Source organism: Paraburkholderia antibiotica (assembly GCF_012927125.1).
GTDB classification, from domain to species: domain Bacteria; phylum Pseudomonadota; class Gammaproteobacteria; order Burkholderiales; family Burkholderiaceae; genus Paraburkholderia; species Paraburkholderia antibiotica.
On sequence record NZ_JABBFZ010000004.1, the window covers coordinates 98,477 to 117,457 of the forward strand.

General features: G+C 65.9%; 19 protein-coding genes. 13 read left to right on the forward strand and 6 right to left on the reverse strand.

Features of this window, described 5'->3' with window-relative positions:
• Positions 1 to 147: 147 nt before the first annotated feature.
• Positions 148 to 1,230 carry a YeiH family protein gene (locus HHL14_RS09530; protein WP_169497354.1) on the reverse strand — a complete coding sequence of 361 codons (1,083 nt, stop codon included), beginning with the start codon at positions 1,228 to 1,230 and terminating at the stop codon, positions 148 to 150.
• 117 nt (positions 1,231 to 1,347) lie between these two features.
• Here HHL14_RS09530 and HHL14_RS09535 point away from each other — a divergent pair, with 117 nt between their 5' ends.
• From HHL14_RS09535 to HHL14_RS09570, 8 genes are all read left to right on the forward strand, one after another.
• A complete protein-coding gene (locus HHL14_RS09535) occupies positions 1,348 to 2,274 on the forward strand; it encodes a LysR family transcriptional regulator (protein WP_169497355.1) in 927 nt (308 codons plus the stop codon).
• Positions 2,275 to 2,630: 356 nt separating this feature from the next.
• A complete protein-coding gene (locus HHL14_RS09540) occupies positions 2,631 to 3,422 on the forward strand; it encodes a sugar phosphate isomerase/epimerase family protein (RefSeq protein WP_169497356.1) in 792 nt (263 codons plus the stop codon).
• A gap of 325 nt (positions 3,423 to 3,747) precedes the next feature.
• On the forward strand, positions 3,748 to 4,731 hold the full coding sequence (locus tag HHL14_RS09545; protein ID WP_169497357.1) for a sugar kinase: 984 nt from the start codon (positions 3,748 to 3,750) through the stop codon (positions 4,729 to 4,731).
• A gap of 266 nt (positions 4,732 to 4,997) precedes the next feature.
• Positions 4,998 to 6,287, forward strand: coding sequence for an MFS transporter (locus HHL14_RS09550; RefSeq protein ID WP_169497358.1), 1,290 nt, complete (start codon positions 4,998 to 5,000; stop codon positions 6,285 to 6,287).
• On the forward strand, positions 6,287 to 7,252 hold the full coding sequence (locus tag HHL14_RS09555; protein WP_169497359.1) for a 2-hydroxyacid dehydrogenase: 966 nt from the start codon (positions 6,287 to 6,289) through the stop codon (positions 7,250 to 7,252). Before HHL14_RS09550 ends, HHL14_RS09555 begins: the two co-directional genes overlap by 1 nt.
• A 333-nt stretch (positions 7,253 to 7,585) precedes the next feature.
• Positions 7,586 to 8,887 (forward strand): LacI family DNA-binding transcriptional regulator, encoded by a 1,302-nt coding sequence (locus tag HHL14_RS09560; protein ID WP_169497360.1) that lies wholly within the window; start codon positions 7,586 to 7,588, stop codon positions 8,885 to 8,887.
• Between the two features lie 95 nt (positions 8,888 to 8,982).
• The gene (locus HHL14_RS09565; RefSeq protein ID WP_169497361.1) at positions 8,983 to 9,993 is read left to right on the forward strand and encodes a YhfC family intramembrane metalloprotease; all 1,011 of its coding nucleotides are present in this window, start codon (positions 8,983 to 8,985) and stop codon (positions 9,991 to 9,993) included.
• A gap of 253 nt (positions 9,994 to 10,246) precedes the next feature.
• Entirely contained in the window at positions 10,247 to 10,612 is a 366-nt protein-coding gene (locus HHL14_RS09570; protein WP_169497362.1) for a DUF3022 domain-containing protein, read from the forward strand.
• A gap of 106 nt (positions 10,613 to 10,718) precedes the next feature.
• Here the strand turns inward: HHL14_RS09570 and HHL14_RS09575 are convergent, their stop codons facing one another.
• Both HHL14_RS09575 and HHL14_RS09580 read right to left on the reverse strand, forming a co-directional pair.
• Positions 10,719 to 11,156, reverse strand: coding sequence for a PGDYG domain-containing protein (locus HHL14_RS09575; protein ID WP_169497363.1), 438 nt, complete (start codon positions 11,154 to 11,156; stop codon positions 10,719 to 10,721).
• A gap of 218 nt (positions 11,157 to 11,374) precedes the next feature.
• Positions 11,375 to 11,896 carry a Spy/CpxP family protein refolding chaperone gene (locus HHL14_RS09580; RefSeq protein WP_169497364.1) on the reverse strand — a complete coding sequence of 174 codons (522 nt, stop codon included), beginning with the start codon at positions 11,894 to 11,896 and terminating at the stop codon, positions 11,375 to 11,377.
• A gap of 384 nt (positions 11,897 to 12,280) precedes the next feature.
• On the opposite strand from HHL14_RS09580, the gene HHL14_RS09585 reads away from it, so the two are divergent.
• Together HHL14_RS09585 and HHL14_RS09590 are read left to right on the forward strand one after the other, a co-directional pair.
• Positions 12,281 to 12,739 carry an Lrp/AsnC family transcriptional regulator gene (locus HHL14_RS09585; RefSeq protein WP_008922942.1) on the forward strand — a complete coding sequence of 153 codons (459 nt, stop codon included), beginning with the start codon at positions 12,281 to 12,283 and terminating at the stop codon, positions 12,737 to 12,739.
• Between the two features lie 247 nt (positions 12,740 to 12,986).
• Entirely contained in the window at positions 12,987 to 14,084 is a 1,098-nt protein-coding gene (locus HHL14_RS09590; protein WP_169497365.1) for a saccharopine dehydrogenase C-terminal domain-containing protein, read from the forward strand.
• Positions 14,085 to 14,309: 225 nt separating this feature from the next.
• Here HHL14_RS09590 and HHL14_RS09595 read toward each other — a convergent pair whose 3' ends face one another.
• Both HHL14_RS09595 and cydX read right to left on the reverse strand, forming a co-directional pair.
• Positions 14,310 to 14,888 carry an AAA family ATPase gene (locus HHL14_RS09595; protein ID WP_169497366.1) on the reverse strand — a complete coding sequence of 193 codons (579 nt, stop codon included), beginning with the start codon at positions 14,886 to 14,888 and terminating at the stop codon, positions 14,310 to 14,312.
• Entirely contained in the window at positions 14,885 to 15,028 is a 144-nt protein-coding gene (cydX, locus tag HHL14_RS09600; protein WP_169497607.1) for a cytochrome bd-I oxidase subunit CydX, read from the reverse strand. The genes HHL14_RS09595 and cydX overlap by 4 nt, the downstream gene beginning before the upstream one ends.
• 395 nt (positions 15,029 to 15,423) lie before the next feature.
• Between cydX and HHL14_RS09605 the strand changes: the two genes are divergently transcribed.
• Complete coding sequence (locus HHL14_RS09605; RefSeq protein ID WP_329601637.1) at positions 15,424 to 15,846, forward strand: hypothetical protein; 423 nt, start codon at positions 15,424 to 15,426, stop codon at positions 15,844 to 15,846.
• Positions 15,847 to 16,037: 191 nt separating this feature from the next.
• A complete protein-coding gene (gene corA / locus HHL14_RS09610; RefSeq protein WP_169497368.1) occupies positions 16,038 to 17,015 on the forward strand; it encodes a magnesium/cobalt transporter CorA in 978 nt (325 codons plus the stop codon).
• Here the strand turns inward: corA and HHL14_RS09615 are convergent.
• Positions 16,937 to 17,209 carry a hypothetical protein gene (locus HHL14_RS09615; RefSeq protein WP_230412974.1) on the reverse strand — a complete coding sequence of 91 codons (273 nt, stop codon included), beginning with the start codon at positions 17,207 to 17,209 and terminating at the stop codon, positions 16,937 to 16,939. The genes corA and HHL14_RS09615 overlap by 79 nt on opposite strands.
• A gap of 374 nt (positions 17,210 to 17,583) precedes the next feature.
• Here HHL14_RS09615 and HHL14_RS09620 point away from each other — a divergent pair, with 374 nt between their 5' ends.
• The gene (locus HHL14_RS09620) at positions 17,584 to 18,558 is read left to right on the forward strand and encodes a sugar ABC transporter substrate-binding protein (RefSeq protein ID WP_169497369.1); all 975 of its coding nucleotides are present in this window, start codon (positions 17,584 to 17,586) and stop codon (positions 18,556 to 18,558) included.
• Positions 18,559 to 18,981: the final 423 nt, after the last annotated feature.

Sequence of the window (18,981 nt, forward strand, 5' to 3'; positions counted from 1 at the left end):
GCGTGAACGGTGAGAGCGGCGCCGCACGGGGGCGGGTTGCGGGAGCAAAGTTCGCAGCAACGAGTATGCCGTGGGATCGGCCCGGATGGGGCGCGAGAATGCGCAAAACCCCGCGCGCGGCGGGGTGGCGATGAGGGCGGGCGCGGCTTAGCCGAACAGGTGCTGGACGGTCCATGTGATCCCCAGTCCGCCGGCAATCAGCCAGACATACAGAATCAGGCCGGTGGTCAGCGCGCGCGGTCCGGCTTCGCGGATCTGCGAGATGCGGGTTTCGATACCGAGCGCGGTCATCGCCATCGTCAGCGCGAAGGTGTCGAGCAGGTTCAGCGTCGAGGTCGCGTGGTCCGGCAGCACGTGCAGCGAGTTGATCACGACGCAGGCGAGAAAACCGAGCGCGAACCAGGGAATCGCGAGCTTGCGCGGTGCGTGGCCGGCGGCGCCGTCGGTATGCCGGTCGCCGCGTGCCGCACGGTTCACCCACAGGCCGACCACCAGCAGCACCGGCACCAGCAGCATCACGCGGGTCATTTTGACGATCGTCGCGATATGGGTCGCCTCCGGGCTCACGTTGCTCGCCGCGCCGACCACCTGCGCGACCTCGTGGATCGTGCCGCCGAAGAAGAGCCCCGCGCCGACCGTATCGAGATGCAGCCAGCCGGCATTGAACAGCACCGGGTACAGGAACATCGACAGCGTGCCGAACAGCACCACGCTGCCGACCGCCATCGCACTCTTGTGCGGCGTCGACTGCAGCGTCGATTCGAACGCGAGCACCGCGGCCGCGCCGCAGATCGCGCTGCCGGCTGCCGTCAGCAGCGCGGTGTCGCGATCGAGCTTCATGACCTTCATGCCGACCCAGGTGCCGAGCACGAGCGTGCTGACCACGATCAGCACCGATTCCGCGAGACCGGGCAGGCCGACCTGGGCGATTTCCTGCAGGCTCACGCGCAGCCCGAAGAATGCGACCGCGATGCGCAACAGTTTGCGCGCGGAGAAGTTGACGCCGGCCGCCCAGCTGGCCGGCATGCCGTCGCGCAACGCATTGCCGTAGATCGCGCCGGCCACGATACCGACGATCAGCGGGCTCAGGCCGAGGCCGGCGATGGCCGGAATCGCGGCGATCCGCGTAACGGCGGCAGCGAACAGCGCGACGAACAGCACGCCGTTGAGCTGGCCGCGCGTCGAGTGTACGTGGGAGGCTGCGGTGAGTGGTGCGGCGGAGGTGGACATGATCGGGAGCCCGGCTTGAGGTATGACTTCAACGGGCCTAATCCTAAATTAGATATATCGATATGAAAAATCATGATTTAGAATGTGAAGTATCGGTTGAATTGATATTTAAGCGAGATGACCCCGGATCAACTTATAACGTTCGCCGCTGTCGCCGAGCATCGCAACATCAGCCGTGCGGCGGTGGCGCTGCATCTGTCGCAGCCGGCGGTGTCGGGCCAGTTGCGCCAGTTGCAGGACGAGTTTGGCGAGCCGCTGTATTTACGCGACGGCCGCGGCGTGCGGTTGACGCCCGCCGGCGAGCAGTTGGCGAATTACGCGACGCGCTTGCGCGACACCTACCGCCAGGCGCATGCGTATCGCGACGCGCTGCGCGGCCTGGAACAGGGCACGCTGCGGATCGGCGCGAGCACGACGCCGGCGAGCTACCTGCTGCCGTATCTGATCGCGGAATTCCATCGCCGCTACCCGGACGTGATCGTGCATACCGCCGACGGCAACACGACCGACATCGTCGGCGCGCTTGGATCGGTCGATATCGCGTTGGTCGAGGGCCCGCCCGGCGAGGGGCTGCCGCCGGATACGGCCGTGCATGCGTGGCGCGAGGACGAGATCGTCGCGATCCTGCCGCGCTCGCATCCGCTCGCGCAGCAGAGCCAGGGCCAGGACAGTGGTGAGGACCACGGCGGGCGCATCGAGCTGGCGGCGTTCGGCGCGTATCCACTGGTACTACGCGAGGAAGGCTCGGGCGTGCGGCAGGCGATCGAGCGCGAATTCGCGCGGGCCGGCGTGCCGATGCGGGTGGCGCTGGAGATTGCCGGCGTCGAAGGGGTGAAGGAGGCGGTGCGCGCGGGCATGGGCGTCGGCTTCGTGTCGGCGATGTCGATGCGGCACGAAAACGGCGCGTTGCGGCTGCTGTCGCTGAGTCCGGAGCCGCTGACGCGGCGGCTGTCCATCCTGATTCCGCACGCGAGCGCGCCGTCACGCGTGGTCGAGCAGTTTCTGGCGATGTGTCTGGCGGACAACGGCACCGAGCCGCGCTGAGGGCGGGCGCGGGCATGCGTTTGCGGCACGCAGGGGAGGCGGCGTTGGGCCGACCAGGAACGGCGCGAGTATCAGGAAGCGCGAAAGAAGCGCGAGCAAACCGGCGATGAATGCGCGACTTGTCGGCGGCGGCCAGCCGTGAACCCGTGGGCGCGGCGTGAATCCGCCCGCTATCCACCTAGTCCATGCCCCTTCACCTAGGGATTGCCTGGGGATTTCCTCTATGGTGCGCGGCGGCGGTCCCGCGCACTATTCGGGCATCGTAAGCGCCTCGGCGCTTTTTTTCGAAACGCTTTTGGAACCGGTTCCAAGAGCGAATTTCGCGGCAGAATGAGTGGATTCGACAGGGTTATGCAATGGAGATCGTGATTGTGGCCAGCGCCTTCGGCATGAACGCGGTGCGCGCCGACGGTCATCTGAAGTGGGCGCAAGCGGCAAAGCGGGCCGGCGCGGCGGGTTTCGAAGTACGCCGCGAGCTGTTCGCAAGCGAGGCGGATGCCCACCCCGAACAGCTGCGCGCGCTCGGCGTCGAACTGGGCGAGCTCGGGCTGTGGTCGGTGTTCTCCACGCCCGCTGAGCTGTACACGCCGGATGGCCGGCTCGATGACGGCGCGCTGCGTCTCGCGCTCGATGAAGCGGCCGCGCTCGGCGCGCGTTTCGTGAAGCTGCAACTCGGTGGTTTCGCTGGCGATGCGCACGGTGCGGCGATTGCCGCGCATCTGGCGGAACGGGCCGGGCGCGCGCAACGGGCGGATGGAGCGACTGCGCGGCTCGTCGTCGAAAACGGGCAATTGGCCCGGGGCGGTTCGCCCGCGCAGTTTTTCGGGCTGTTCGATGCGCTTGCCCGCGAAGGTCGCGCGGGGCTGCTCGGCATGACGTTCGACATCGGCAACTGGGCGTGGCTCGACGTCGCCCCGCTCGAACTGGCGCCACGGCTGGCGCCGCATGTCGAGTACATCCATTGCAAGACCGCGGCGGGCGAGGGCGCGCGACGCTTCCCGGTCGCGCCGGCCGCCGACGACGCGCGATTTCGCGCGGTGCTCGACAGCTTGCCGCGCGATGTGCCGCGCGGCATCGAGTTTCCGTTCGACGCGACGCGAATCGATCAGGATGCCGCGCATTACGTGGGTTGGCTCGCGCAGGTTTAGCGCTGGCGGGTGGCACACGGAAGTGTGCGGATCGATGCAACGGCACGATGCCGTGGATCACCGTCCACCCGCGCGACACACGGCGAACCGCGACCGTCGAGAAGGCAACACCGATCGGCAGCGGCCCACGACACACGCAGTATCCGCGCCACGCGGCGCAAACCCGGGACAAGGCAACGTCGCGCGAAGCGACCTGTATCACCGTAACACCCGTAAGACCCGTAACCGGCACTGCGCTCACCCGGAGCCACTCGGCAGCGTAGCAACTGCGCGGCAACCGCCGCCGACAGCGCCACCCGGCACACAGCGCCACCAGGAGCCCCGCATGACCCACCCGCATTCCGCCCTCGACGTCATCACCTACGGCGAAGCGATGGCGATGTTCGTCGCCGCCGAAACCGGTCCGCTCGCGGGCGTGGGACAGTTCACGAAGCGTGTCGCCGGCGCCGATCTGAACGTCGCGATCGGCCTGTCCCGGCTAGGCTTCAAGGTCGGCTGGATGAGCCGCGTCGGCGCCGATTCGTTCGGCCAGTACGTGCGCGACACGCTGTCGAAAGAGGGCATCGACCAGCAATGCGTGAGCACCGACGCGCGCTATCCGACCGGCTTCCAGCTGAAGTCGAAGACCGTCGACGGCAGCGATCCGGCGGTCGAATACTTCCGCAAGGGCTCGGCGGCGAGCCATCTGTCGCTGGACGACTACGTCGCCGCTTACGTGCTGTCCGCGCGCCATCTGCATCTGACCGGCGTCGCGCCGGCGATCTCGGCGAGTTCGCGCGAACTCGCGTTCCACCTGGCCCGCGAAATGCGTGCGGCAGGCAAGACCATCTCGTTCGATCCGAACCTGCGCCCGACGCTTTGGCCGTCGCGCGATGCGATGGTCGACGGTCTGAACGCGCTCGCCGCGCTGGCCGACTGGGTGCTGCCCGGCATCGGCGAGGGCGAGATCCTGACCGGCTACACGCAGCCGGAGGACATCGCGCGGTTCTATCTGGAGCGCGGCGCGCGCGGCGTGATCGTCAAGCTCGGTGCCGAGGGCGCGTATTACCGCACCGCGACCGATTCCGCGACGATCGTCGGCCAGCCGGTCGCGAACGTGGTCGATACGGTCGGCGCGGGCGACGGCTTCGCGGTCGGCGTGATCAGCGCGTTGCTCGAAGGCCGCACGCTCGCGCAGGCGGTCGCGCGCGGCAACCGGATCGGCGCGCTTGCGATTCAGGTGATCGGCGATTCGGAAGGCCTGCCGAGTCGGGCCGAACTCGACGCGCTGGAGCTGGCTGCCGTGACGCGCATCGCGAGTGCGGCTTGACGCATGGGCGAATGTGATTCGCGAACGTGATCGGCGAACGTGATTCGGGCGTGGCCCTGACTGGAACCTGAGCGAACCGGTCCCGCCCGCAGCAGCGCTGCAGGCATCGGGAGGCAACGGCTGCACCCCCGCGCGGGTCGCGATAGCGATAGACATTCGCGACCCGCGTCGGCAATGAACTTTGGCAACAACCTCGACAACAACAAGAGCGCCCGCAGCGCCGATTTTTTCATCATCGTTTCGGGACGCCTTACAAGGAGACACTCATGACCTCATCGCTTGCGATTCGCCGCTGGTGGACGATCATGCCGATCGTGTTCATTACCTACAGCCTCGCGTATCTGGATCGCGCGAATTTCGGCTTCGCGGCGGCGGCCGGCATCAACCAGGATCTCGGCATCAGCAAAGGGCTCGCGTCGCTGATCGGCGCGCTGTTCTTCCTCGGCTATTTCTTCTTCCAGATTCCCGGCGCGATCTACGCCGAGCGCCGCAGCGTGAAGAAGCTGGTGTTCTGGAGCCTCGTGCTGTGGGGCGGTTGCGCGGCGCTGACCGGGATGGTCAGCAATATTCCGTCGCTGATGGCGATCCGCTTCGTGCTCGGCGTGGTCGAAGCGGCGGTGATGCCGGCGATGCTGATCTTCATCAGCAACTGGTTCACGAAGAGCGAGCGCTCGCGCGCGAACACGTTCCTGATTCTCGGCAATCCGGTCACGGTGCTGTGGATGTCGGTCGTGTCCGGGTATCTGGTGCATTCGTTCGGCTGGCGCCAGATGTTCATCGCCGAAGGCGCGCCCGCGATCGTCTGGGCGATCTGTTGGTGGTTCCTCGTCAAGGACAAGCCCGAGCAGGTGTCGTGGCTCACGCAGCAGGAAAAGGACGCACTCGCGCAGACGCTGCGCGCCGAGCAGGCCGCGATCAAGCCGGTGCGCAATTACGGCGAGGCGTTTCGCACGCCCGCGGTGATCAAGCTGTGCGCGCAGTATTTCTGCTGGAGCATCGGCGTGTACGGTTTCGTGTTGTGGCTGCCGTCGATCCTGAAGAACGGCTCGTCGCTCGGCATGGTCGAAACCGGCTGGCTGTCGGCGCTGCCGTATCTGGCCGCGACGATCGCGATGCTTGCGGCTTCGTGGGCATCGGATAAACTCAACCGCCGCAAGGTGTTCGTGTGGCCGTTCCTGCTGGTCGGCGCGATCGCGTTCGCGGCGTCGTATGCGCTCGGTTCGTCGCACTTCTGGATCTCGTATGCGCTGCTGGTGATCGCGGGCGCCGCGATGTACGCGCCCTACGGTCCGTTCTTCGCGATCGTGCCGGAGCTGTTGCCGAGGAACGTCGCGGGCGGCGCGATGGCGTTGATCAACAGCATGGGCGCGCTCGGTTCGTTCGTCGGCTCGTACGTGGTCGGCTATCTGAACGGCGCGACCGGCACGCCGGCCGCATCGTATGCATTCATGAGCGTGGCGCTCGTCGCCGCGGTGATCCTGACGCTCGCCGTCAAGCCGGCCGCGGCCGAAGCGCGCGAACCCGCTCGCCCCACCGTCGCAAGGAAAATTAGCTGATGAAGAAGATCGTCGCCTGGAAGTCGCTGCCCGAGGATGTGCTCGCGTACCTGCAACAGCATGCACAGATCGTGCAGGTCGATCCATCACGGCATGATACGTTTGTCGCGGCGCTGCGCGATGCCGATGGCGGCATCGGCGCGAGTGTGCAGATCACGCCCGCGATGCTGGAAGGCGCGAGCCGCCTGAAGGCGCTGTCGACGATTTCGGTCGGCTACGACCAGTTCGACGTCGACGACCTCACGCGCCGCGGCATCGTGCTCGCGCACACGCCGGACGTGCTGACCGAATCGACCGCGGATACCGTGTTCTCGCTGATCCTCGCGTCCGCGCGGCGCGTGGTCGAACTGGCCGAGTGGGTCAAGGCGGGGCAGTGGCGAGCGAGCATCGGGCCCGCGCAATTTGGGCTCGACGTGCAGGGCAAGACGCTCGGCATCGTCGGGCTGGGGCGGATCGGCGGTGCGGTCGCGCGACGCGCGGCGCTCGGCTTCAACATGAAGGTGCTGTACACGAACCGTCATCCGAATCCGCATGCGGAACAGGCGTATCGCGCGCGCCGCGTCGAGCTGGCCGAACTGCTGGCCGAGTCGGATTTCGTTTGCCTGCAGGTGCCGTTGACGCCGCAGACACGGCATCTGATCGGCGCGGCCGAGTTGCGCGCGATGAAGAAGAGCGCGATCCTGATCAACGCGTCGCGCGGCGCGACCGTCGATGAAGCCGCGCTGATCGAGGCGCTGCAAAACGGTACGATTCACGGCGCGGGACTCGACGTGTTCGACACTGAGCCGTTGCCGGCCGACTCGCCGTTGCTGGGCATGGCGAACGTGGTCGCGCTGCCGCATATCGGCTCGGCGACGCACGAGACCCGTCACGCGATGGCGCGCAATGCGGCGGAGAATCTGGTGGCCGCGCTCGCGGGGACGTTGACGACGAATATCGTCAATCGCGAGGTGCTCGCGAAGTGAGTTGTGCGGTGGGGCGGCCTGGTGTCGCGCGGCGGTACGTTGCGTTGCACCGCTACGCCGCGCGGAGACGTGCGTGTGCCTGAATCAGCTCGCGGTGCGCTTGCGTTTTACGCCCTCGTTTGTGCTTGTGTTGTTTACGCTTGCGGCGAGGTGGCGCGCGATTCGCGTGCAGACCGACACGAGCGAACCTCGGCATCTGCTGGGAGACACACTTGAGCAACGAGTTGAATCCCGACACACGCTCGACGCGGTTCGCGCGGCGTGCTGTGACCGACGCGCCGAAGCGGATCGCCTGGCGCCCCTCGCCAGCAGATCGATATCAGCGATGAACCCATGAACGCCACGCCACCCAATACCCCTCCCAACGGTCCACCCACCACCACGCGCCGCGCGACGATCACCGATGTCGCGCGCGAAGCCGGCACCGGTAAGACCAGCATCTCGCGCTATCTGAACGGCGAGATGAGCGCGCTGTCGCCGGAATTGCGCGCGCGCATCGAAGCCGCGATCGCGCGACTCGACTATCAGCCGAACCAGATGGCGCGCGGCCTGAAGCGCGGCCGCAACCGGCTGATCGGCATGCTGGTCGCCGATCTGACCAACCCATATTCGGTGGAAGTGCTGCAAGGCGTCGAGGCCGCGTGTCACGCGCTGGGCCTGATGCCGCTGATCTGCCACGCGGCGAACGAAGTCGAGATGGAGCGGCGCTATCTGCAACTGCTGACCACGTATCGGGTGGAAGGCGTGATCGTCAACGCGCTCGGCGTGCGCGAGGAGACCTTGCGGCCGGTCGGCGATGGCGGGATTCCCGCGGTGCTGGTCGATCGGCAGGTTGAAGGGCTGGTCGCCGATATGGTCGGTCTCGACAACCGCGCCGCGGCCGAACTCGGCGCGCGGCATCTGCTCGAGCAGGGCTTCGACGAAATCTGGTTCGTCGTGCAGCCGTTCGAGCAGGTCAGCTCGCGGCTCTTGCGTGTGCGGGCGTTCGAGCGTGCGATGCGCGATGACGGCCGCGCGCGCGCTCACACGCTGATGCTCGATCTCGCGGATGACGTGGAGGTCGAGCGGTGCCTCGCGGAGCTGGATCGGGCGATCGATGCGGGGAGCCTGACGGTGGGCGACGCGGCAGGAGACGCAACGGGCAGCGCAGCACGCGACGCGATCGACGAGGCGGCGAGCGACTCCGACGGTGCCGCTTCGGCGAACGCTGCAGCTACCGCTGCGTCGACTGTTTCGGCCGTTGCTGCGGCTGCGGCTAAGGCTAAGGCTACGGCTTCCGTCGACGACACGGCCGACGGTCCTGGCAGGCACGCCACCGATGATCCTGCCAATCATCCCGCCCCCCCAGCACCCCGCGTCGCGCTGTTCGCGGCCAACGCGCCGGTCGCGCTGCGGCTCGCGCTGCATCTGAAAGCGCGTTACGGCGCGCACTGGCAAAGCCGCGTCGCGCTTCTCTCCATCGACGACCCCGACTGGGCCGAACTCGCCGGCATCACGACGATCCGTCAGCCGACCTACGAGATCGGGTATCGGGCGGTCGAGTTCCTGCACGAACGCATCGAAGGCGCGCAGACCCGCGCGCGCGATTGCCTGCTGGCGGGCGAACTGATCGTGCGTGCATCGACTGCGCGCTGATTCGCGAGCAATCTGCGATCATTCGGGGCTGCGGCGCGCAGCGGTTGCGCGCCGGATATGGCAGGAAGCCTGCAAGCAATTCCGCAAGGACACTCATGGTCGTCGCACCGCTTACCCTCGCGAGCCTCGCGCTCGCCACGCTCGTCATCGCCGTCTTACCGTTCCTGATCTACCGGCAGTTGCGTCGGCCGCTCGCGTTGAGACCGCGCGACGCGATCGCCGGCGTCGCGGTGTTCGCGCTGTTTGCGATGGTGATCGAGCGCGCGTTGCACGACTATCTGCTGCGCGGCAACGCCACGACGGCGGCGTTTCTGTCGCAGCCGCTCGCGTTCGTCGTGTATGGCGCGCTGGTCGCGGGCATCTGTGAGGAGGTGGGGCGCTTTCTCGGCATGCGGCTGCTGATCAGGCGCGCGACGCGGCCGGCGGTGAGCTGGAAGGCGACGGCGAACGACGGTACGGATGCTGCCGTTAATGTCGATATGCAGGCCGTTGAGCAAGCTCGCGTGAATACCGATGCCAACGCCAACGCCAACGCCAACGCCAACGCCAACGCCAACGAGCGCAGACGCATCGGCGCCCATGCTCGCACTCGCACCCGCGCCAGCCGAAGCGCCCCCGAGCGCACCGCCGCGTTGCGTGCCGACGACGGTGCCGCGCTCGGCTACGGTCTCGGCCACGGCGGCGCGGAAGCGTGGATGGTCGGCGTGGTGGTGCAGTTCCAGTGGCTCGTGTTCGCCGTGATGGAAAACCGCGGCAGCCTCGACAGCTACCTCGGTAATCTGCCGCCCGAATCGGTGATGCGCGTCCATCTGATTCTCGCGAGTCTGACGCCGCAACTGGCCGGCATCTTCGCGCTCGAACGCGTGGCGGCGCTGGTGTTTCAGATCGGCCTGTCGGTGCTGATGTGGCGTGGCGTGCGCGCCGGCCGACGCGCGATCCTGCCGCTTGCGATCGTGCTGCACGCGCTGATCGACGTGCCTGCCGCGATGTCGCAGGCGCGGCTGCTACCGCTCGCGGCGGTCGATACGATCTACGCGGTGGCGGCGGTGTTCATCGCCGGATGGTTGATTCGGGTTTATCGACGACCGGTGGCGGTCGCGGCTTGAAGCGGCGCTGAACGATTGGCAGTGAGCCGACAGACAGCGAACCGACGGGCAGCAAACCGGCAGGCAATGCACCGGCTGGGAACAAACCGCATATCGCGAACGGGCGGGTAGCGAACCAGAGGCCAACAAACCGGCAAGCAACGAGCCAGGCAATCCCGCCCGCCTCGCTATCCCGCCAGCCTTTCTCTAAAATGCGCCTACGTTCCGGGGTCCCCCCGGTACGACATCAGGACACTTTTTCCCGGCCGCCTCCATGGAAGCTTACCAATACGACTGTGCGCATCCCGAGTTCGAAGAGCTCGCGCGCGTCATCAGCGATCTGTTTCCCGAGCAGACGCAATTCATCGAGCGTGCTGCCGAAGACGGCACGCCCACGCTGACGGTTCATTGGGTTGCAATGCGCTTTGGCTCGACCGCGCGCCGCATCGAGATGACGGTGGCGATTGCGCCGGCCGCGCTCGCGCGTTATCGGGTGATGCCGGCGCGGTTGCGCGGTCGCAGTTTTGCGGTGCTGCGGGCGTACGTCGAAGCAAGCCTCGGCTCGCTCGAAGAGATGTATGCGAACGGCGAAGTGGTGCCGCGCGAGGTCACGGTGGATCTCGGCGACGAATTCGCGTGAAATTCAATGGAGCGGTTCGACGCGGTTTGAAGCGAGCCGATCGGGCGCGTTCAGCCGATTCGGCCGATGCCGGTTGAAACCGCTTTAGACGTAGGGCACAGCCCGCTCAATCCGCGAGCCGATACACCTTCGCGAAACGCGCGGCCTGCACGACGCCGTAGTCGCCGGGCGCGTATTGCATGACCCAGTCGCCGGCCGCGCCGCGCAGCACGTCGCCGCCTTGCGCCGAACGCGCGAGCGAAAACGCTTCGTCCATCCGACGCGCAAGCACGACCGCCGGACGGTTGCGATAGGCACCGGGCTCACCGTGCGTGACGGCCGCATCGGCGGGCAGGTATTTGGCGTCGAAGCGCTCGCGCGACACAACCCAGCGGTCGCCGGTCGAACCGGTGATCAGCGCATCGCCGCGCACGTAGCGGTTCGGGCCTTCGAGGCTCATCAACTGGCCTTCGGCGGCGGCGAATTCGACGTGGACCGTTTCGTCCTTGACGACGCGTTGCGCGTGCGGATCGTTGCGCAGATCGAGATTGCTGAGATCGGTCATGAAGCAGGGAAGAGTTGGGGAGGGTGTGCCGGGTCGCACGAGGGCGAGGCGTGCGTCGAGCGTCGCGCCGATCGAATCAGACGGACCGAGCGCTGCGCCCCGCATCATGCCAGATGGATGGCGCCAGCGGGCCGTTTCGATCCCCAACCACGTTCGATCGATAGTGCGGGAGGCACGACCGCGACGTCGTCATGTCCGTCGCGGTCGCGCAGTGCTGCTTACGGCTTCACGGTTGCGTCGCTGGCGGCTTCGGCAGCCGGCTTGCCGGCCTTGCCCTTGCCATGATGTCCATGAGGACGGCCGCCTTCAGGGCCGCCACGGTGGAACGTCGCATCGGCGAGTTTTTTCTGTTCCGGCGACAGGCTGCTATACAGCGGGTCGAACGCGTCGACCAGCTTCTTCATACCGTCGGCGTGGGCCTGCGCAATCGTTGCGTACTGTTTCATGTCGTCGAGCGCGGTCACGTTGGTGGCGGCCTTGCGCTGCTGGAACAGTTGACCCATCGTTTCGCCGTTGCTGCGCATCGCGTCGGCGAATGCCTTCCATTGCGGTTCCTGCGCCGGCGTGATCTTCAGTTGCGAATGCAGATAGGCGATGCGGTCTTCGACGTTGCGCTCGTGGCCGGCCTTGGCGGCGGGCGCCGCGGTGGTGCTCTCCGGTGCGGAAGCGGGGGCGGCGGTTTGGGCGAACGCACCGCCCATCGAAACGGCCGTAGCCAGCATTACCAGTGCTTTTTTCATCGAAACTCCTGATGTCTGTTCGTATTGGGACACGACGCGTGGCGGGGTAGTCGTCACGTGCCGGCGGCGAATGGCGGCGCACGGCGACCGGCTGCCGCATTCGCCCGTCGCCGCTATTAGTAACACGATATCCGTGCAATCCGTTTCCTGTGCGACAAACGCTTACAACCGAAACGAAAGGGAAACGGCTTGCGCGGACTTCATCGATCTGAGTGGGCGCGCGTCCACTCGCGTCGACTTGCAGGGTTGCGGCTCACCTGTGCGGCCCACATGTGGCCACCCGACAGTGTGCCGCGCCGATGTGACAACGCACCGCGACATAGCGCCGCCGCCGCGTCAGACGCGCGATAATCCGCGCATTCCCCATCAATCCCGATCCCATCGATGAGACCTCCGCGCCTCGACCAGCTCGACGACCTCGACCGCAACCTCGTTGCGCTTCTGCAAGCCAACGCGCGCGAAAGCGTCGCGAATCTCGCGCGACAACTGGGCGTTGCGCGTACCACGGTGATCGCGCGCATCGCGCGGCTCGAACGCAGCAACGTGATCGCCGGCTATAGCGTGCGGCTCGGCCAGGACGTGCTCGATTCGAGCATCGTCGCGTATGTCGGCATCATCATTGCGCCGAAACATGGGCCGGCCGTGCAGAAGCGGCTCGGCAAGATGCCCGAGGTGCAACTGCTGTGCGCGGTGAGCGGCGAGTTCGACTACGTCGCGTGGCTGCGCGCCGACTCGCCCGAGCGGCTCAACGATCTGCTCGATCAGATCGGCGGGCTCGAAGGGGTCGAGCGGACCACGACGTCGATCATTCTGGCGCGCAAGATCGATCGCGGCACGGTGTGACGACACCGCCGTTGCCACCGTATGCCTCGCTTGCACGTTAACGGCTTTTTTACGCTTTTTCGACGAATTGCCTGATGGGTTCGTCATAACGTCGAACCTGTTGGTCATACCGCAGCATTTTGCGCGTATGAACTGTTTTTGCTTGTGCCTACACTGTCATTCAAGGGTTCGGCCCGTAGGCGCTGCGCGCAAGACGCGGCGCACTTTCCAGCTCAGAGACAGCACACGGATAACAAGGAGAAAACAGATGCAGGTAGCTATCGTTGGCGCAGGCCTGATCGGCCATACCATTGCCCATATGCTGCGCGAAACCGGTGACTACGAAGTCGTCGCGTTCGACCGCGATCAGCACGCGCTCGACAAGCTCGCCGCCCAGGGCATTCCGACGCGCCGCGTCGATTCCGCCGATGCCGCCGTGCTGCGTACCGCGATCGAGGGCTTCGACGTGCTGATCAACGCGCTGCCGTATTACCTCGCGGTGAACGTCGCGTCGGCGGCGAAGGGCGCGGGCGTGCATTATTTCGATCTGACCGAGGACGTGCGCGCGACCCACGCGATTCGCGCGATCGCCGAGGACGCCGAGCACGCGTTCATGCCGCAGTGCGGTCTCGCGCCGGGCTTCATCGGCATAGCCGCGCACGAACTCGCGAACCGCTTCAGCGAAATCCGCGACGTGAAGATGCGCGTCGGCGCGCTGCCCGAATTCCCGACCAACGCGCTGAAGTACAACCTGACGTGGAGCGTCGACGGTCTGATCAACGAATATTGTCAGCCCTGCGAAGCGATTCGCGACAGCCGCACGCAGTGGGTGCAGCCGCTCGAAGGCCTCGAACATTTCTCGCTCGACGGCACCGAATACGAGGCGTTCAACACCTCCGGCGGCCTCGGCACGCTGTGCGAAACGCTGTCGGGTCGAGTCGAATCGCTCGACTACAAGTCGGTGCGCTATCCGGGCCATCGCAACCTGATGCAGTTCCTGCTCGAAGACCTGCGTCTGTCGAGCGACCGCGACACGCTGAAGACGATCATGCGCCGCTCGGTGCCGTCGACCGCGCAGGACGTCGTGCTGGTGTTCATCACGGTGAGCGGCATGCGCGACGGGCAACTGGTGCAGGAAGTGTTCACCCGCAAGATCTTCGCGAAGACCGTCTGCGGCGTGCCGATGAGCGCGATCCAGATCACCACCGCCGGCGCGATGTGCGCGGTGCTCGATCTGTTCCGCGAGCGCAAGCTGCCGCAACGAGGTTTCGTGCGTCAGGAGCAGGTGTCGCTGACGGAGTTTCTCGGCAACCGCTTCGGCAAGCTGTATGAAGGGCAGTCGCTGGAGGCGCTGGCGACGGTTTGAAGCGTGTGATGCCGTGGCGGCTCGGTCGCCGCCTGGTTGTCGACATTGTGGAAATGCCCCGCTTTGCGGGGCATTTTTTTGTTCGCTGCGAGGTGGGGAGTTTTGCGCGGCGCTGAAGCTACGGTGCAGCACGCGGTATCAGCCTGAAAATTCGAAACAGCGCCGCGAAACCTCAGCTCCAAACCGCGAGCCTTCAGAGCGCCCCTCACGGCGAATCACGTACCCCTAAGCGACGATCCGCGCCACCAGCGCGTCATCGTCCGCAGCGGTCGGCGCGGTGTTGTCGAACTTCAGCAGATCGACGGCCGCGGCGCCGGCCGGTTCGAAGCGGCGTTGCCGGTATTCGTCCCAGTGCGCGAGCTTGTACGCATCGTTCGGATCGGCGCGCGCGACAATGCGTTGCCGCGCCGTCTCCTCCGACGTCTGGACCCACACGACACGCAGTTCGACCTGCGGCGCGACACCCAGCCATGCACGATCGAACAACCGCCGCTCGCGCACTTCGCGCGACAGCGGCGCGACCACCAGCGCGCTGATACCGAGTTCGAGATTGTCGCGCGCGGTATCGATGAGGCCTCGATACTCGGGGTCGCGCAGATGCTGCAGGAATAGCGGGCTGTCGCGGTCGTGCGGATCGCCGCTCAGCATGTCCATCGCGGCGGCGCTGTAGCCGCCGTAGAGCGTGTCCTTGTCGAGCAGGCAGAACGGGCTGCCGCTTGCCTGCATCAATGGACCGATCAGCCGTTTCGCGAGCGTGGTCTTGCCGGTGCCCGCATGACCGCAAAAAAACACCAGCAAAGTCACGAAGGCCGGTCCTCAGGGAGCGGCGCATCCGGGTGTTGCGGGTCGCGGGCGAACTTGCCATTGGTCTCGAGCCACATCACGTTGATGATGCCGAAGCCCAAAGCCACACCTACGCCGAGAACCCAGGTGAAATACCACATCGTAGTCTCCTTGATCGTGCGTCCGGCGACGCGGATCGACAGGCATGCCGACGGATAGAAGCGCGCTGCCGACGCAGCCGCCTTTGCAGCGATCATGAAGAAGAATGCCGCGGTGCGCAAGAGGGACGGCGGCGAACGTCCGCGAGGATCGGCCGGGTCGTACTGGCGGAATGCGTGTGCGTTGCTATGATGCGGACAGTCATGCGAACGAATGCGCCGCGGCCACAACCACTGCCAAGCGACGTTGCGCGGCAGCTCGCGCAGCGCGTCGATAGCAGGCCGGGCCACGATCGATAACAGGGGAGACCAGCATGCCGAAGCGCCTGTCTTGCCGCGGCCGAGCCGCACCGGGTTCCGGATTCGTGTCCCGGTTCGTGCGGCGCCCACGTGCCGGCGTGGCCGCCTGCGCCGTCCTCACCGTCGCGGTCGCGCTGGCGCTTGCCGGCTGCGCATCGGAGCCGGCCGAGCCGGTGCCGTTCAAGCCGGTGCCGGCCGAGCGCATCGTCAGACAGGGCTATACGCAGCCGGGCCCCGGGCTCGTCGCGGTCGATCTGCGGCGCGAGCGCTCGCGCGACGTGGTCGTGCGGTTTCGCAACGCGCTCGTCTACGTCGACGGCGAGCGCGTGACCGACCTGATGAACGGCGAGCACGTGACGTTCTATCTGCCGCCAGGCACGCATCGGCTCGGCGTGTCGACGCAGTTCGATCCGGTGGTCGAGCTGAACTTCATCGTGACGGCCGATCCGCGCTATACCAACCGCGCGTCGGTTAGCTTCAACGACGATCACCGCATCGGTCTGCGCCGGGTCGCGCAATAGCGGGCCGTCGACGGGCGATCAATGATTAACAATTGGAAACCCGCCGTTTTCCCGCGACGCCTTAACATGACGCCTGACGCCATGCGCGCTTATCCGTTCATATGCAGACCGTCGTTCAGCTTACGTAATGCCTTCGACATGCTTGCGTTCGAGCGCAGACCGGTCTGTTCCGTTTGCAAGGTAATTCGAACATGCTGATCAATTGCGCCGCCTACCAGGACGGCCGGAAGCTCGCCGACATCAACATCGAAAACATCAGCGACTACGTCTCCCGCCCCGAGTGTTTCGTCTGGGTCGCGCTGAAGGATCCGAGCCCCGAAGAGCTCGCGATCATGAAGGACGAGTTCAATCTGCACGAACTGGCGATCGAGGATGCGCAGCACGGCCATCAGCGTCCGAAGATCGAGGAATACGGTGATTCGCTGTTCACCGTGATGCACACGGTCGAAATGGACGACGACGGCGAGCTGCTGATCGGCGAGGTCGACGTGTTCGTCGGCGGCAACTATGTGCTGTCGGTGCGGCGCGGCACGCGCACCGGTTTTCAGAGCGTGCGCGCGCGTTGCGAGCGCGAGCCGCATCTGCTGAAGGAGGGTTCGGCGTTCGTGCTGTACGCGCTGATCGACGATGTGGTCGACCGTTACTTCCCGGTCCTCGAAGCGGTCAGCACCGAGCTCGAGGCGCTCGAAGACCGCATCTTCGAGAAGAACGATTCGGCGGCCTCGCGCGAAATCGTGCAGGACCTGTATTCGATGAAGCGCCGCCTCGTGATCCTGCAGCACCATATCGTGCCGCTGCAGGAGGCGGTCAGCAAACTGACGGGCGGGCGCATTCCGAGTGTCTGCGCGGGGATGCAGGCGTACTTCCGCGACGTCTACGACCATCTCGACCGGATCGTGCGAACCATCGAAGGACGGCGCGAAATCGTCGTGACCGCGGTGCAGGTGAACCTCGGCATGATCTCGCTCGCCGAGAGCGAGATCACCAAGCGGCTCGGCTCGTTCGCCGCGCTCTTCGCGGTGCCGACGATGATCGCGGGTATCTACGGGATGAACTTCGAGCGCATTCCCGAGCTGCATTTCAAGTACGGCTATCCGGTCGTGCTGGTGGTGATGCTGGCGATCGACTTCATACTGTTCCGGCGTTTTCGCAAGGCCGGCTGGTTGTAGGTTGGCGCGAGTCGGGCGGTGTTCGGCGCGGCGTAGTCCGCGTGCGCCTGTGCCCACGCGTCCCACGCGTCCCACGCGTCCCACGCGTCCCACGCGTCCCACGCGTCCCACGCGTCCCACGCGTCCCACGCGTCCCACGCGTCCCACGCGTCCCACGCGTCCCACGCGTCCCACGCGCCTTTCGATTCCCTCACGGTTTTACTTGCAGCGCGCGCGATAAAGGGCCAGCATGAACGGCCCGCCCGTTGCGCCGTTCGCGCCGCCGCGCGTCGCCCTCACGGGCCGCGCGCGCAGTTCGCGTCGAGCTCGTTCGCAACGGGCGGCCGACATCGTCTTGCGGACCGAGCGAGGGACCCTTGCCACACGCTGCCCGCCGTCGCGCCCACGCGGCACGACGGCCCGAGTCGATCGAGCGCATTGCACCGCCGCATAAATTGCGCGCCGGTGCGTTGCAGCACTGCGAATCGTTGACATTTCGAAAGGCTTGCGCTGAGAATAGGCCTCGCAAACGTTTGCGCGTCACAAAAAATACGGCTCGCCCGCGAGCCCGACTACCTTGGAGATACGCATGAGCCTTTGGACCCGTCGTCAAATCGTTGCCGCCGCAGTTCTCGCCACCGCCTCCGTCGCACTACCGTTTTCCGCCGCCTACGCGCAAAACGCGCCGGCTCATAAGCCCAAGGTCGCGCTCGTGATGAAGTCGCTCGCGAACGAGTTCTTCCTGACCATGGAGAACGGCGCGAAGGACTACCAGAAACACAATCCCGGCCAGTTCGACCTGATCACGAACGGCATCAAGGACGAAACCGACACCGCCAACCAGATCCGCATCGTCGAGCAGATGATCGTCTCGAAGGTCGACGCGATCGTCATCGCGCCGGCCGATTCGAAGGCGCTCGTGCCAGTCGTGAAGAAAGCGGTGGACGCCGGCATCATCGTCGTCAACATCGATAACCGGCTCGACCAGGACGTGCTGAAGTCGAAGGATCTGAACGTGCCGTTCGTCGGCCCGGACAACGCGAAGGGCGCGCAGAAGGTCGGCGACTACCTCGCGAAGCGGCTGAAGTCCGGCGACGAGGTCGGCATCATCGAAGGCGTGTCGACCACCACCAACGCACAGCAGCGCACCGCAGGCTTCAAGGCGGCGATGCAGACGGTCGGCGCGAAGGTCGTGTCGGTGCAATCGGGCGAGTGGGAAATCGACAAGGGCAACGCGGTTGCATCGGCGATGCTCAACGAGTACCCGAACCTGAAGGCGCTGCTCGCCGGCAACGACAACATGGCGATCGGCGCGGTCTCGGCGGTGCGCGCGGCCGGCAAGCAGGGCAAGGTACTGGTGGTCGGCTACGACAACATCAACGCGATCCATCCGATGCTCAAGGACGGCCGCGTCCTCGCCACCGCCGATCAATACGCGGCAAAGCAGGCGGTGTTCGGCATCGACACCGCGTTGAAGGCGCTGAGCGAAAACAAGAAACAGTCGCAGTTGTCGGGCGTGGTCGAAACGCCGGTCGATCTGGTGACGAAAGCGACGCTGAAGTAAGCGCAAAGCCCGTGCCTCGGAGACCCGGCTCGCAGCGCGAGTCGGGCGGTAGCGGGCCACGGGGCGAGGGGCGCAGACGCATGGGCGGCAGCATCCGAGTCGTGGCCACGCGTGCCGTTTGCACCAAATCAAAACCCGAATCGCATTTATTCAACAAACGCTCAAGAAACTCGCCGTGCCGCCGTTAATGCCAGAGATAAGCGTCATGACGGCGGTTCGATGGCGGTTCGATGGCGAGGTGAGCAGCGAACGAAGCGCGGCGCCGCACTTCAGTGCGTTGCGCATCGCGGGCCGGCATCACGCGTGGCGGCCGGTCGCGATGTGTCGCGCGGCACGCACGGTACGCACTGCATAAGCGCAACGCGGGCACTACGCAAGCCACAACGCAAGCCGCCACGTAAGCGTCAGGCAGCGCCACGCAAC